Annotated in this window: 10 protein-coding genes and 3 pseudogenes; 2 read left to right on the plus strand and 11 right to left on the minus strand. The window is 34.2% G+C overall.

Going from position 1 to position 15,967, the window contains the following annotated elements; genetic code table 11:
* Nucleotides 1–94: 94 nt before the first annotated feature.
* From SAGCYANO_RS24195 to SAGCYANO_RS24210, 4 genes and pseudogenes are all read right to left on the minus strand, one after another.
* The gene (locus SAGCYANO_RS24195; protein WP_202222420.1) at nucleotides 95–1,018 is read right to left on the minus strand and encodes a hypothetical protein; all 924 of its coding nucleotides are present in this window, start codon (nucleotides 1,016–1,018) and stop codon (nucleotides 95–97) included.
* Nucleotides 1,018–2,535, minus strand: a complete 1,518-nt coding sequence (locus SAGCYANO_RS24200; RefSeq protein ID WP_202222421.1) for an AAA family ATPase — start codon at nucleotides 2,533–2,535, stop codon at nucleotides 1,018–1,020. The genes SAGCYANO_RS24195 and SAGCYANO_RS24200 overlap by 1 nt, the downstream gene beginning before the upstream one ends.
* Before the next feature lie 467 nt (nucleotides 2,536–3,002).
* A pseudogene (locus tag SAGCYANO_RS24205) lies at nucleotides 3,003–4,054 on the minus strand (fatty acid desaturase).
* A 546-nt stretch (nucleotides 4,055–4,600) separates the two neighbouring features.
* Nucleotides 4,601–4,822, minus strand: coding sequence for a hypothetical protein (locus tag SAGCYANO_RS24210; RefSeq protein ID WP_237396629.1), 222 nt, complete (start codon nucleotides 4,820–4,822; stop codon nucleotides 4,601–4,603).
* Nucleotides 4,823–5,381: 559 nt separating this feature from the next.
* Between SAGCYANO_RS24210 and thrC the strand changes: the two are divergent.
* A pseudogene (gene thrC, locus SAGCYANO_RS24215) lies at nucleotides 5,382–6,472 on the plus strand (threonine synthase).
* Between the two features lie 289 nt (nucleotides 6,473–6,761).
* Here thrC and SAGCYANO_RS24220 read toward each other — a convergent pair.
* The 4 genes and pseudogenes from SAGCYANO_RS24220 to SAGCYANO_RS50610 all read right to left on the minus strand — a co-directional run.
* A complete protein-coding gene (locus SAGCYANO_RS24220) occupies nucleotides 6,762–7,385 on the minus strand; it encodes a hypothetical protein (protein WP_202222422.1) in 624 nt (207 codons plus the stop codon).
* Nucleotides 7,386–7,730: 345 nt separating this feature from the next.
* Entirely contained in the window at nucleotides 7,731–8,501 is a 771-nt protein-coding gene (locus SAGCYANO_RS24225) for a transposase (protein ID WP_307785965.1), read from the minus strand.
* A 621-nt stretch (nucleotides 8,502–9,122) separates the two neighbouring features.
* A complete protein-coding gene (locus SAGCYANO_RS24230) occupies nucleotides 9,123–9,362 on the minus strand; it encodes a hypothetical protein (protein ID WP_202222423.1) in 240 nt (79 codons plus the stop codon).
* A 3-nt stretch (nucleotides 9,363–9,365) separates the two neighbouring features.
* Nucleotides 9,366–9,452 (minus strand): annotated as a pseudogene (locus SAGCYANO_RS50610) (hypothetical protein); the annotation flags it as partial.
* Nucleotides 9,453–9,589: 137 nt separating this feature from the next.
* Here SAGCYANO_RS50610 and SAGCYANO_RS24235 point away from each other — a divergent pair.
* Entirely contained in the window at nucleotides 9,590–10,732 is a 1,143-nt protein-coding gene (locus SAGCYANO_RS24235) for a YihY/virulence factor BrkB family protein (protein ID WP_237396630.1), read from the plus strand.
* Between the two features lie 1,125 nt (nucleotides 10,733–11,857).
* Here SAGCYANO_RS24235 and SAGCYANO_RS24240 read toward each other — a convergent pair.
* From SAGCYANO_RS24240 to SAGCYANO_RS24250, 3 genes are all read right to left on the minus strand, one after another.
* Nucleotides 11,858–12,805 carry a hypothetical protein gene (locus SAGCYANO_RS24240; RefSeq protein ID WP_202222424.1) on the minus strand — a complete coding sequence of 316 codons (948 nt, stop codon included), beginning with the start codon at nucleotides 12,803–12,805 and terminating at the stop codon, nucleotides 11,858–11,860.
* Nucleotides 12,806–12,808: 3 nt separating this feature from the next.
* Nucleotides 12,809–13,795, minus strand: a complete 987-nt coding sequence (locus SAGCYANO_RS24245; protein WP_237396631.1) for a DUF3696 domain-containing protein — start codon at nucleotides 13,793–13,795, stop codon at nucleotides 12,809–12,811.
* A 129-nt stretch (nucleotides 13,796–13,924) separates the two neighbouring features.
* Nucleotides 13,925–15,085, minus strand: a complete 1,161-nt coding sequence (locus SAGCYANO_RS24250; protein WP_202222425.1) for a DUF262 domain-containing protein — start codon at nucleotides 15,083–15,085, stop codon at nucleotides 13,925–13,927.
* Between the last annotated feature and the right edge of the window lie 882 nt (nucleotides 15,086–15,967).

Raw genomic sequence — 15,967 nt, forward strand, 5'->3', positions numbered from 1 at the left:
GGGTTTATCCTACGGATAAGCTGGCGCTAACGTTACCTCAACCCAACCTACAGATATTTGGTATTTTTGGGGGTGGGAATGCGACCGCTACTTTCTATTCTGGTATATATGCTATTTTTCTGAGTTTTTCGTAGGTTGTTTTCCCGAAACCAATTCCCTTTTTAGTTTGTTTTTTAAGATTTTCCCAAGTTAAGTTTTCTCCAGACTGTTTCCAGTGTTTAATTGCTTCCCATGTAGCATTTATCATTGTAGTTGTACCTTTAACTCTTGCAAAAGCTTGCTGAATATCTTCTTTTGTTTCTACTGTTAATAAATTAACTTTTTGTAGCTGATTAGATTCATTTTTTATAGCTTCAAGTTGTCTATTTAGAGCTATTTGAGTTTTTGTCAACAAAGATAAAGCTTCTTGCTTGGAAAGATTACTGATTTTTTGACGTATAACTTCTAGTTGGTTGTTCAGAATTTCCTCAATTTCTCCGCTCTTTGTTTTGGGGACTAACTGGTCAATTTTACTTTCGATATTCTCCAGTTTTTCCTCTATGTTCTTATTTTCTATAGGCTGAGAATGAGTAGGAGATTCTATAGTTTTTTGACCTAATTTTGTTATTATTGGTTGCAATTTTTTGTCTAGTAACTTATCTAACTCACTTAAATTTATTGTACCTTCTTGTATAACTGTAGATTCTTCAGATACAGGAGAAATACTACTTTTTTTCCTGAAAATTTCCACCTGTTCTTCTAACGCCTCTGCCTTATCACCTTCAATGATAAATGCTCCTATTCTTTCCCCATCACGAGGATTTATTTCTTTTGCTCTAACTGCTGCATAATACTCGAAATGTCCGTCAACTACTTCGTAAGATTCCCAACCAATAGTACGCACAACTAAAGGTTTAATTGTACCTTCAGCTTTTAAAATTAACTGAGCAGCTTGTTCTAAATCTGATTCTGAAAATTCGGAACGAGGCACATTAGAAGTAATTTCTTTTACAAGTACAAATTCTGGAGATAATAACATTATTTTAGTCCGATTTTATTTAATACTTCGTTTGCTAATGACTCAAATTCTTGGCAAGAGGAGGAATCTGGTGCATAGTCAAATATAGAGCTAGGTTCAGGTATTAGCAACTCTCCAACTTGGCGAGTTTTATCAATACACCTTGCAAGTTCTTCTCTTTGAAATATAACTGTTTCCATAACATTAAGCTCGTAACGTTGGGAAACTGCTTGGATTTGTTTTGGTAATGTATATTGTACAAATCTAGGATTAGGATTGATTTTACAAGGCAGTACACCTAATATTTCTATGTCTGGTTTACTCATCATTTGCTTAAAACTATTAATCTCTTCGTGAAGATAATTTTTAACATTTGATAAACCTTGATTGGCAAATGGTTTTAAGTCTGAAGGAATAATTAAATAATTAGCACTAACTAGAGGAATAAACGCATACAAATTAAAAGAGGGTGGTGTATCGAGAAGAACAACATCATATTTTCCTTCTACTGGTTTCAGTTTCTTTATTAGTGAAGTTAAACTACTTCTAAGGTTATTAAATTCAGTTTCTGCTCGCATTAAACTTATGTGAGAAGGAATCACATCAATTTCAGGATTGTTAAACCTAGAAACTCTAGCTACTTCTGGAATACTAGAAGATTCATCATATCTCAAAACATGATAAATATTTGAATCTTTTATATCATCAAATTGCTCATCATTAAATTTAATTAAACCTGTAGCAAATGTTGTATTTGCTTGACTATCTAAGTCGATCACCAAAACTCGATAACCTTTTTTACTCAAAGCAGCAGCTAAATTAACTACTGTTGTCGTTTTTCCAACTCCGCCTTTATTGTGATACACAGCAATTACTTTCATGGAATTTATCCTACTTTGATTAATTGGATTATAATCTGTTTCAATGTTTACTAAATTTGCCCTACTTTCCGGCATATTGCTAACAATTTTATTTATCTCATATTGAGGAGCGATCGCCTGATATTCATTTTTTTCGTTTCCAGACTTTTGTGTCTCATCAGTTAATTTAACAGTATTTTCATTAACTTGTTCGTTAGTAATTTCTGTTGTCTGAGGATTAGGATTTTTCCCTAAATAATTTCGACCTATTAATACTTTAATGTCTTCTATTTTGTCATCAATATCAATTCCCAAACAACTAAAAACTAACTCAATATCATTTCCTACTCTTTGATAAATTCTAATTTCTTTAGCATTAGTTAATAAGCCATATTTAACATTCATACTTGTTAAATAACGCCTGAGTTTTCTTAGATGGCGGTCTAAATTTTCTCTCGGATGTTTTGCCTCCATAACTAAACTCAATGGAGAATCTCCATCTAAACGAAAAGGTAACTTCTGGGCAGCAAATGATAAAAAGTCTAAACGGATACTACCCAACGTTACTTCTTGATGCCAATTTTCAATACCGTATCCTAATTTTGGCAGTAGATAACTAACAATTAGTTTACTTTCTACTTCGCTTTCATTGCGACATAAGTCTGGATTAAAACTCAAGGTGATTATTCCTTAATTTTGAATTTTTCCTTGATTAATTTATCCGATCATATCCAACGGATTAATTGATGTCAATCTTGACAATTTGATTCAGTTGTATTACTTTTTTCAGTATTTTTACAGTTTTATACCAATTTATAAAAGTGGTATTATCAATTAATTTTATTCTGCTTGGGGTTATTTTCCTAATCCCTTTGAGTATCAAGATATAGCAGAAGAAAGAAGGAAGAAGAAAGAAGGAAGAAGGAAAAACCTTGCTTTGTCTGAGTTTTAAGCTTTTGATCTGTCCTAACCTTTGCTTCGACTGCTATACCCTATAAAAAAAATCCGGTCAAAATGCCGGATTATATAAAAATTGATAAATGAAAAATTCGTTGTATGTGTTAATGGGGTTTAAATCCCTATTAAAAACCTTGAAAAGCTGATAGCTAATCGCTGATAGCTGACTGCTTTCCTAACTAAAATTACTAGGAAACTTTTTGAGCATCATACTCTTTAAAAGTTAGATAAAACTTAGTCTTATCATACAAATGACACTTCTCTGTTATCTCTTTCATTAAAGACCAAGAAAACTTAGTTTCATAAAGCTTATCTCCCCATTGATCCTTCAAAAATTGATGTGCTTTCCTCAGATTATATGAAGGAATTCCTGTAGAGACATGATGGGGAATATGCACATTAATATCATGGCAAAGAAACTCGACCCACCAGGGATAATCACAATGCACTGTACCAAATAATTGAGCCTCTGCCTCATTCCACTCTTCTACAGGAGTAAAAGGAATTTCTGGTACTGTATGGTGAACAATAGTAAACGTACTCATCCAGAAGTGGTAAACTAACCAGGGCACGAACCAAAACTTGACCAAACCCCACAGACCTACTGTAGCGATAAGCACAGGAAAAGCGATCGCGCTAAACCCAAAAATTACCAATGCAGAAAATTTAACGTCTTCCCTATCCTTACCTTCAAATTTTCTCCAATCAAAATGCACAACTGCCCAGTGAGCAATAGAAGCTAACCACCAAAGTTTCCCACGCATAAACCGATACACTGACTGCATCAAGCTACCTGCATTCTCATAATCTTCTGGATACCAAGGTTGCCAGGCATTATCCTCACCCATCTTATTCGTATGTTTGTGGTGATAATTATGGCCTATTCGCCAGCCATGAAAGGGATAAATTAAAGGCAAAAACGCTAAGTGACCAACTAGGTCATTGACCCACCGACGGTTAGCAAAAGAACGATGACCGCAGTCATGGCCAATAACAAAAAACCCAGTCAATGCTGTGCCAGTGAAAACCCAGAGTAGGGGCAATAAAAACCAAGGTGTAATTGTTAGTCCCCAGTAACCTAATACGACCATAAAAATATTGACCGCTACCATTGTCCATGTTTTCCATTTATCTTTGAGAAAAACTTCACGAGGTAGGGTTTTACAATATCTTTTAGTTTTAGTTGTTCGTTTCTAATCTCAGAATTTTCATTAGTAGATTCTGCAATTGATATTGTCATAAATTATTTGAATTCTCCGTATTTTTTGTGGTTATACCAATTTAAAAAAGAATGCTACGAAAAGGTAGATATTGATCGGATATGCTTAAAAATAGCTGCTCCAGTTTATTTTAGATAGTTATTTCTATCGTTTTCCCCTTTTTTCCAATATTTACCCCTTATTCCTTCTTCCCTCTTCCTTCTTTCGTACGGACGTTGCATGCAACGTTCCTACCATTTGTAACAAATATTTATCACCCTTGGTATTATGCAGTAGATTTATGATTCCGAAAAAAAACGCCAGCGCAAGTATTTTGCTGGCAGTTTTTACCACAGAAAGTAGTTAACAGAAATTTTTAAGACATACTACCACTTAGTGAATCTTAGTCAATTTTGTACACAACAGCACTGTAGCAAAACCTTTCTTTTTATATCACAGTCTTGTCATTATTAGAGTAAATTAATTGATTTGATTACTGCTACTATTTGATTTTTTATTCGTCAAATTTAGCAATAATTTATTTGTTCACGATTTTTATTGATTGAATTATTTTTCAACTTTTGAGACTAAGTTGCTAAGTGTCTCTCTTTGATAGTCCGCAATTCTAAAAGTAGAGTTTCTACTTCTGCCTCAAGATGGAGCAACTTAACTTGTTGATCCGTTTGATACAAAGATTTCATCTTTTCTGGAGTATAGTTTTGATTGCTTGATACTCCTGAAACATTTACCCTTTTAGTAGTATCTACAGAAATAGATGCACTGGACAAAGTGGATACGCTGTTAGACATCAGTAACTTACTAGCCATTTATACTTACTTGACTTAATTTTTTATTGTAACCGGAATATTAAGATAAATTACAACAAATTAAACTATCTAACTTCCGGCATTAAAAAATTGGAGTACAATCTCCAACACTAAACATTTGGATAATACAATAACATTAGTAAGGTTTGGTATCCTTATTAACCATAGATTTGATTAAGTTTTGATTGTAAAAATTCGGTAAGTGGGAAAAGTGCCAGTTTGAATGGCTCGATGGAAACGACGTGACAAGTAATAAAGCGCAAAATATGAAATAATCAAGGTATCATAGGCATTCAACATATATATAGTCTTATGTAGTTAAATATAGTCATATAGTCTCCAGAAATTAGGATGAATATTGACATAACCTGACAATATCTGTGATAATAAAAGGCTGAATAGCCTCAAAAGTCAACAATCTGAGTTCAATAGGGTAAAATTCCTGGGCTGATACGCTACCTCAAATTGACCAAAAAGTTATTTATAGCTTTGGCCTAAGGTAAAAAACTAAAACTTTACAGTAAAAATTCAAAACTTAAAAATGACCTTAACACGGCCCTTTTCTCAGTCAAAATTACAAGGCTGGCCTGGTTTGATTGAGGCATATAGATCCTATCTACCAGTGACAGAAGAAACTCCTGTAATCACATTGCATGAAGGTAATACTCCTCTCATACCTGTGCCGACGATCGCCCATCAAATAGGCAGCCAAGTAGAAGTCTTTGTCAAATATGATGGCCTTAACCCCACAGGTAGTTTTAAAGATAGGGGCATGACTTTAGCTATATCCAAAGCCAAAGAAGAAGGGGCAAAAGCAGTAATCTGCGCTAGCACAGGCAATACCTCAGCTGCCGCTGCTGCTTATGCTAGACGAGGTGGGATGCGAGCATTTGTCTTAATCCCAGATGGTTATGTAGCTCTAGGAAAGTTAGCGCAGGCTTTATTGTATGGTGCAGAAGTCTTAGCTATCAAGGGAAATTTTGACCAAGCCTTAGAAATTGTCCGAGATGTGGCCGCTAAATATCCTGTTACTTTAGTTAACTCAGTTAATCCCTATCGTCTAGAAGGCCAAAAAACGGGGGCTTTTGAAGTAGTGGACGCTTTGGGTGATGCCCCGGATTGGTTATGTATTCCTGTGGGAAATGCCGGAAATATCACAGCATATTGGATGGGATTTTGTCAATACCATCAAATCGGAAAATGCGATCGCCTACCAAAAATGATGGGATTCCAGGCAGCAGGGGCAGCACCCATTGTTCAAGGTCATCCTGTAGTCCAACCGGAAACAGTGGCCAGCGCTATTAGAATTGGCAATCCTGCCAGTTGGGAAAAAGCTGTAGCAGCTCAACAAGCTAGTCAAGGAAGTTTTACAGCAGTTACTGATGAAGAAATATTAGAGGCTTATCGTTTATTGGCGTCCAATGAAGGAATTTTTGCGAGCCTGCAAGTGCTGCTTCTGTTGCGGGTTTATTGAAAGTCAAAGATCAAGTTCCCAGAGGAGCGAAAGTAGTTTGTGTACTTACTGGTCATGGTCTCAAAGACCCAGATGTGGCGATTAAACATAGCAATAATCTGTTTCGGCAGGGAATAGAGCCGAATATAGAGGCAGTAGCTGAAGTGATGGGGTTTTAATTTACATTCCGCACTTCAAAATGTAACATAGAAGAAGGAGTCAGGAGTCAGGAGTCAGGAGACAGAATTTAGGATAAAATCATAGCTGCCAAGTAAGTATTTATGATTAATTATTTAGTTGGAATTTGATGAACGAAAAAAGTAATTGAGATGATTTGCATGGTATAAATACTTACCAAGCTACCGAACTTTTATACTACTTTTAATGTTACGAATTGACGTGGGGAATGTGGGTTTTAAAGGAAGGAAAAAGGAAAATTCTTTTTGTCCCACTTTTAAGCTTTTCTCTCTAATCTTTACTACTCGGTAAGCGGGGCAATTGCTTTTCATTGGGCGGTAACTTAGCAGCATTGGGAGATAAGCTTTCCTCTAGTTGGATTTGATTTTGAGCTTGAATATTGGCTTCTGTTTTTGACTGAATATCAAGAGTAATTTCCGATTTTTGTTGTTTGTTTTCTTTTGCTTTGGCCAGAATATCTACTGCATCTGCCAAAGCATTTGTTAAGCTTGTACGAGTATTTGTATGATTGACTTTCTCTTGTTTGAGGGCTTCTGTTAATTTTTGGACTTGTGCAAAAGCGCGGTCACGTTCTTGGACTACTTCAATGATTTTGGCCTTAAGTTCAGCCAAAGTTTGTAAATTTTCGATTTGCTGTTCAATAGTCGTCGCAGTTTCATCTATACTTCCTTCAACAGATGGAAAACCTTGTAATTTCTGAGCCTGGGCTTTTAAAGTCTGAATAGTTTCTTGAGCCAGTTGAGTTTCAGTTCGTCGTTGTTGAGCTTCAGTGTTATAGAGTTGACACCACTTAGAAGCACTATCCTGGGCGGCATTTAATTCTGTTTGAAGTTTTACTATTTTCTCTTGAAGAGCTTTAATTTCATTTAACCACGGGGTTATGTCCTGAGTCATATCATACTTTAGATTATAGAGTGTTCATGTGACTTACCGAATTATTAATTATTAATTATTAATAATTAAATAATTCTGGTTTAAAGCCTCCCCTTTTAAGGGGAAAAAAGCGGTTGAGGGATGGCGAGGTCCCCTCGCCATATCCAATCAACCAAGAGAAGAAATAATATTTCCTTATATTCAATATATTCAATTCCGTAACGGTTTTAACCAGAGGTAATTATCAATTATCCATTATCAATTATCAATTAATGAACTACACCGACGCATCTGCTTTCTGTGTAGGCATAGAAATGCCTTTTCAAGACTGTCAGAACTTCCTGAGAAACAGAAGTGGTTTTAGATTTAGCAATAACCACTTTGTTTTGACGGCGGTTTATAGTCACCGAACAAGTCCAGCTCGACTCGTTTCAAATTGATGGCAGCATTTATATCTCTGTCAATTTTAAACTGTAATTCCTCATCAAAATATTCTCTGATACTGCAATCTGTAAACACTATTTCATCTCTATAACAAAGCAATTGAGATGTATAATTTGGTTTAACTTCAACAACACTGGCGTTTGCTTTTGTGGCTACCTGACCCAGCACTTCAAAGAATTGACTAAATGCAGCATCAAGCCAAGATTTATTTAACCCCGACTTAGTAGATTGACTATTAGGCAAATACTTTCCATTTTCATCTTTTTTGGTTTGATTTCTGCGAGTTAATCCTGCTAAATTTAACTTTTCATGGAAAAATACTTTTTTACCTGTTTGAATCAATTTATAAGCTGTTTTGTACTGGAAATCTTTACGAATTCTGGCTATTTTTTGATAGATTTTACTTTCGCGTTTTGCTAGTTTTCGTCTTGATTTACTACCATGTTTACGTTTGTTCTTGCGTTGGGATACTTTAGCTAGTTTTTCTTGATTTGTTCTTAAAGGTTTCACAGAAGGTAATTTGTTTCCTTCTGATGTGGCTAGATAAATATCTTTATCTAGGACGGCATCTAAACCTATTGAGTTTTCCCATGTAGGTTGAATATTGTAAGTTTTCAACTCAGGGATTGACTTATCTTCTAAACTTAAATTTATCCACCAACCATCAGTTTTTTTTTTGTTAATGAAATTTATTTGATTTTGGCTAGCTCTGGTATTGGTCTATGGGTTCTGAATTTTATTAAACCTGTTTTAGGAATTGATATATATAACCATTTACTATTAATTGATGAAAATTTTAACCAAGAATCATCAGCACTCTTGAAAGTTCAATGAACGATATCTAGATTTGCTTTTAAATATCGGTTGGCCACTACGATTACCTTTACCGAAAAATTGTGCTTTAAAGCCTCCCCTTTTAAGGGGATAATAAGCGGTCGAGGGATGGCGAGGTCTCGGAGCCATATCCAATCGACCAAGAGAAGAAAATTTTTCATTATTAGTCAATCCTCTTCTTTTCAAGGAAAGGTAATTATTAATTATTCATTATTCATTATTCATTGTTGAAGATCGCCTGCTACAAATATAGAAAATGTTGTTTCTACTCTTTTTCCGAATAATTAAGGTTTAAAGCCTCTCCTTTTAAGGGGATAAACAAGCGGTCGTAGCGCAGCTTCCCGTAGGGTGGGATGGCTAGGAGACCTCGCCAGATGCAATCGACCAAGAGAGAAAAATTTTTCCTTTGAGTCAATCCTATCCGTTTTCTTTTGAGAGGTAATTGTTAATTATTAATTATTAATTATTAATTATTAATTATTAATTATTAATTATTAATTGTTGAAAGACATCTTGCCAAACTGTTGAATAAACTTGGGAAAAATCCAGATGCTCGCCTGAGTGTTTGACTTCTACTATAGCCTTTTTCAATTCTGGTAATTGCTTTTTCTGGTTATAGTAATTTGGTTTGTCTTTTAATTCAGGTAAATGAGAAATTAGAGGACAAGCATTTATAGGACATCTGTTTTGCTCCCACCAGTTAAAACGTTCTCCTAGCATTCTGTTGTACCAATACCGACAAATTCTGAGCCAGTTGTTTAGTGCTAACTTCTGGCACGTTTGCTGGATATATACGATATTGGTAAGTATACTTCATAAGTGATACAGTTTGAATATACACTGATTATAACACAATATTCTATAATTTATAAATTTATAATTGTTGTTTTTAAGTTTTTGTTAATTGACAAATTATTCTCTACTAAAAGTAACTCAGATAATCCTTTTTGCCTAAAAGCCCTATGAGCTTTTTCCACTTTTTACGTCACTTTAATTCTGCCACATTGCGAGAGGTTTTAAACCACTCCAATAGGCAGCGATTTTTCAACTTATTAACTCCAATTGCTAAACGTGGTTATGGCATAATATTGACGATATTAAAAAGGATCGTCAAACATATACTGAAGCGAATTATTCGTTTTTTTCAGTTCATCCTTCATCTAAACTTTAATACTATTAAACAAGTATGTATTTGTGCTGGCAAAAGTAGATTAGCAGGTTTATCAGCGGAGATGGCCTATAATGCAATGCTCGCTTTATTTCCGGGATTATTAACAATAATTTCAGCAATTGGATTATTTGAATCTTTGCGATCGCCTCTATTACAAATGGGTGGTTTACTAACAGATATAGTACCTAATCAAGTGCGATTTTTAATTAGCAGTGCTGTTGATGAAATTCTGAGAACCCCCAACAGAGAAATATTTTCTTTCAGTTTTATTGGCTCAATATGGATATTTTCTAGCGTACTGAGTTCTGCTATGGCAGCTCTTGACGAAATTCATCAAGTTCCTCTTGAGAAAAAACGACCTTTTTGGAAAGCAAAATTAGTTTCTTTAGGACTAACTATTGGTACTCTCATACTATTAATTATTGCCTCTGGATTAGTATTAGTTAGTGACTTAATTGTAGACATGATTGCTCGGCAAAGTTGCTTACTAGAAACTCTACCAAATTGTCCCCCTGACCAGGTTGCTAGTTGTTTATTTCAAGAACCAGTTGATAATTGTGTGTTGAAGTCACAATTATTAGAAACTTGGGGTCAATTAAGATGGCCGATTACTTTAGGAATAGTTTCTACAGCTTTTGCTTTTGTTTATCGTTTTGGTCCGAGTCGTAGACGGAAAAGTACACCTATTATGCCTGGTGCAATTATATCAGCATTAATGTGGGCAGGAGCTTCTAATTTATTTCGTTTATACGTTTTTCATTTTGGTAACTATAACCGAACTTATGGAACTATTGGTACTTTTATTATTTTATTGTTGTGGTTATATATTAGTTCATTGGTGGTATTAATTGGGGCACAATTAAATGTAACAGTAGGGGAGGCAATGGCACGGGATAATGAAGTTAGAAGTCTTCAATAATTAATAATTAATAATTAATAATTAATAATTAGGGTTTGCTGAAAAAGTCTTATGGGTGAAGGTAGGAGACAACCCACCCTAACCCCTCCCAGGAGGGGAGGGGAAGACAGGAGACAGGAGACAGGAGAAAAGGGAATTTAGAGGAGGTAGGAGTAAGAATGTAAGAATGATTTTTCTGCCCAACTATGAGCTTAAAATACGCTCCTTTTTGAGAATTAATAGCTGAAAAACAGGCACTTTTCAAAGGCTCCAAAAAGGCTAAAATCTTTATCTGTAAATACTTTTAGATTTAATCAGCAAGCCCTAATTAACAATTACCTCTCCTTGAAAAAAAGAGGATTGACTAATCATAAAAATTTTTTCTTCTCTTGGTCGATTGGATATGGCTCCGAGACCTCTCCATCCCACCCTACGGGAAGCTGCGAAGATAGAACTCCGTTCCGCTGACGCGAAACGCGACAGCGTTGCGTTGCGCCAGCTTTGCGTTGCGCCAGCTTTGCGAAGCAAAAGCAAAAGCAAACGACCGCTTGTTTCTCCTTTAAAGGAGAGGCTTTAAACCTTAATTATTTAATAAGTTATAGAAGTATGAGAAAAAAGGGCAAAAAAAGTCTGAATTAATGTGGTCGTTGTAAGAGGCTAATTACACCAGTTGTTATGGATAAAAAAATTAGAAGTAAAATCACTCCTCCTGGTAAAAATGCCAGAATTTTTAAGCCTCTGAGGAGCCATATTAATAGAGTTATAATTGTGAGAATGCCACAAATATAAGAAAATTGGGGAATTGGAAAATTAGAATTTTTACTCATGGAGTTTGGTTAATATTTATATGGATTTAACTATCAAAAATATTGTGACTATTTTAGTAAGTATTTCCTGCGGAATGCTGCGCAAACAACTATTAGCATTTCCTGAGGAATGCTGCGCAAACAGCATTTTCGTTTGTCATGTGCTCGCATTCAGATGTATGAACATACAGGACTTACTAAAGTTAGCTTGTTACCTTTTTCTTTCCTGCGGAATGTGGAAGCAAACATAATTTTGAATTCTCCTTCTAAGACAATAAGTTAATAGCTGAATGCTGAATGCTGACTGCTGTTTGCGCAGCATGACCTAGGAAATTCTTACCTATTTTAGCTTAAGACCTACATAACCAATGAGAATTTTTCCAGGTCCTAATTCTTCTGAAAAATAAAGTCGCCAAGCACCAGGAGTCATGCGTAGATGCCAACTAAAAAGACGTTTTTTACCATCAGGACATTTAATAGTTAGTTGTTGTCTAAACTGTTGAATTCTTGAGTCACTTTCTGGGGTTGTTTTGCTAGGGAGAAGGTTTTTATTAAAAGCTCCAGTTTTCCAAGTTTTACAGTATTGTTCTAATTCCAATAATCGTTTCTTTACCTGTTGCAAAATGTGGTCGCCAGTGTTTAGGTTTTGTAACTGTTGCTCTAGTTGTTCACAGAGGATTAAATTTGGCAAAAATTCTTGTCTCCTTTCCCATAGTACTTCTCCATCAACTTGCCTATCAAATAATTTATTTTCGATGCAGTTTTTAATCCATTCAGTATGTTGTTTTACATGACTACTTCGACTAGCATGAACATTTTTTTCGGACTGGTAAATTAACTCTTGATTTTTACCTAACTCTGTTAGCTGAAGTTCTAGAAAATCTGTATCCCATTGTGGTTGGGATAATAAGCTAATCGCAATATAATCACTAATTAAAGCTAAACGAAGACCTTCTGCTAATTTTCCTTGATGCCAAACTTCAGACAAATCAAATTTACTTTTAATTTCTTCAGTAACATCACTCCAAAGAGGAACTTTAGTGATAAGAGAGCGAAAAAATCTACGCTCCTCTCTGTCTACTTCCCGGTCGTTACGCCAACTTGCTATAGGATAATTAGGAGCAAGTTCTATATAGTTAAGGTCTCTGTCAGTCCGAAGTATTTTTACACCTAATTTCTTTGTTTGGATTAAAGTTTGAATTAACTCTGACATTAATTTTCGCGCTGTGGAAATATCAGCAACAGGAGTTTCTAGGGAAAGTTCATTCAGCACCATTTCTAAATCCATATTTTACTCTTCTCTGGGTTCTAAAAGTGCTTCTAAACTATTATCCCACTCGTCAAAAAAACCTTCTGGCCATTTATCTATTCGTCCGTTCCGGTCTATCTGGGGGGATATTATTTCAGTGACAAATTCTGTTCCTTGTTTTCGGCGTTCAAAATAGCGTAATTGAACTTTTTCAGGGTCAAGTTTTCCTCTATAAACTGTTATTCTAATACCATTTAAAACATGGTCACTATGAGTTTCAACTACAATTTGTACTCCACAACTAGCAGCGAGAGCTAATAATTCTCCCATTTTTGATTGACCTTTTGGATGAAGATGTGCTTCGGGATTTTCAATGAGAATTAAAGTGCCAGGTGGAGAAGAAAGAATTGCCACAATAATTGGTAAAGTGTAGCTAATTCCAAATCCAACATTAGTAGAACGATAAGGATTACTATCTCCATAATAATATTGAAGACTCATTAAATCTATATCTTGTTTTGCATTAATTTTTAGTCGCGTACCTGGGCTAATTTCTCCCATCCAAGCTTCGACTTGCTCTCTTAAAATTAGTGAGTCTGCTTCTGGATGTCCTAAGCTACAATTTGGTATGGTTTGATTTTCATTAATAAATAAAAAGTGTGCTGTATATTCACCTTTTGCTCCTAATTGTTGGAGTTGTTGTACTTGGAAATCTGACATTTGAGAAAATAAACGCGGACCTAAACGTTCAGCTTGAAGATAATGGAATTTTTGATTAAAAAGACTAAGTTTATAGATATCAGGGGTAACAGATGTTGAGGCAAGATTTAGAACATCTTTTTCTCGGTCATAGGAGAAATTCCAGATTCCTTTTTTGTCATTTCGCCAAACAATTTCAAAGCTAATAAAATCATCTTGTGCTCCTTCAAATAGTGCATCTTGAGCAGTACCAATACAGACTAAATCGCCGTTAAGGGCTAAACCTGGTTTTTGATTTTGTAGTAGACCTTGTTGATAAGATTGACGCATTAAAAGTAATGCTTGTAAGACAGAAGATTTGCCCGTACTATTCAGACCAGATAGTAAAGTCAGTGGTTTAAATTATAGGGATTGATTAGCAAAAGGTTTAAAGTTTTTTAAATGTACTGAACTAATCATTTATAACTGATCTGATAATTTTTCAATGGTTTCAAAACGATATTCTATCTTATCTTGAGCTTGAGAGATAGACTTGGTAAATTCTTTGTCTTTATCTACATATTCGATAAATTTATCTATTAAGTCTTGCTTCCTCATTATAAGTTTTTGAATTTCTTGACTGTTAAGCTGACTAATATGAAATGACAAGGTTTCAAATAATGCTTTATTAGAAAGTAACAAGGTTTCAGATAATGTTTTATCAAGTGAATATCTTCTTAATTTATTAGATTGACGAATATGTTGATTGCCAAATATTTTTTGATAATCAACCATAGTTTTTTTGAATTTATTAGCAAGTTGTTTAATTTCATAATCAGATAAACTATTAATTTTTTTCATGGCATTATCTAAAAATTCTTCTCTTTTATATCTTGCATAATCTTTGTAAGAATCAGATGTAAGCATCACTGCTAAAGCACCTAGCACAAATTCCCGATCCTCCATACGCTTAATTTTTGTTTCACTAATCTGAATAACATTAGTAAATTCTGGAGATTTAGCAAGTTCAGCTAATAATTTAACTGCTTTACCAGGATTAAGAGTATGACGTATTTCTTGAAGAGTTAAAAGTCCTCCTCCTGTATTAATACGTTTAAAAATGTTGTACTTAACTTTAGCTGGTGTACCTGGTGTAATTAGATATACTTTAACCTGGGTTTCTTCAATACGACGTTGATATTTACGGTCTAATTCTTTATAGGTTTTACCATCAAGTTCAATGTCTAGATATTCTAAACCAGTTAAACATAAAGTATTATCATTAATAAATTCTTTTAAAGCTGACAGCCTTTGTAATCCATCCACTACTAACCATTGCTTTTCATTGGTACCATCAACATAAAAAGCTGGTAAAGGAATTCTAATAATAATAGATTCAATCAATCTACTTTTAACTGCATCGTTCCATATATCGGTATAACCATGAAAATCAGAGGCTAAATCAATAAAATTTTCACCTATTTTTCTCAATAACTCTTTAATAGTAATTTCTCGAGTAATAATATTAATTTGATCGGGGTCGTAAATTAAGTTATCCCTTTGATAAACCTCCTCCTTATAATTTTCTTCTTCTTGATATTTGCTTGGTAGTTTTCTTCCCGTTGGTGTTTTTCTTGCCATAAAATTTACCCTCTTGTTTTAATTTTAATTGTATCATTTTGGACTAAAGCATATTTATAAAAGTTATTTTAAATTGACAACTGTGAAAAAGAATTATAGTATCAAGTACTAATCCTTAATCTTAGCTATTGATATTTAGCTCAATTATCAATTTATCGTTGTGAGCGATCGCTCAAACATCAACAAATTTAATTTCTCTCAAAATATCATCTATAAATCTCAATCAATTTCCCGAATTATCTCCCTAATCCTAATTTCAATTCTTACTAAAAATCTAGATAATTGAATCTGAGGTTTTTCAGCAAAACGCTATTGATATTTAGCTCAATTATCAATTTATAGTTGTGAGCGTTCACTCAAACATCAACAAATTTAATTTCTCTGAAAATATCATGTATAAACAAAAATAAATTTCCTGAATTATCCCCATAATACTAATTTTGATTCTCACCAAAAATTTAGATAATTGAATCTGAAGTTTTTCAGCAAAACGCTATAGCGTTTATCAAATTAGTGAGATACAGTTATTTTTTTGTCTTTTTATTCCCTGTTCCCAGCTCCGGTGTTCCCTCAAACCTAAAATTTTGTACCTCACGCTTTTTGGGAATTGTTATATTTATATTTGCCTCAATTATCAATCTATGGATATTGGCAAATTATCAACAATTAACAAATTTAACCTTTCTCAAAATTTCATGGTTAAATCAAAATCAATTTGCCGAACTATCCCCTAATCCTAATTTCAATTATCGCAAAAAATTTAGATAATTTAATCTTATAATCTGAGCGATCGCTCAAATATCAACAAATTTAATCTCTCTCAAAATCTCATGGTTAAATCAAAATCAATTTACCGAACCATCGCCCTAACACTAATTGCAG

The organism is Okeania sp. KiyG1, assembly GCF_014132355.1.
Taxonomy (GTDB): domain Bacteria; phylum Cyanobacteriota; class Cyanobacteriia; order Cyanobacteriales; family Microcoleaceae; genus Okeania.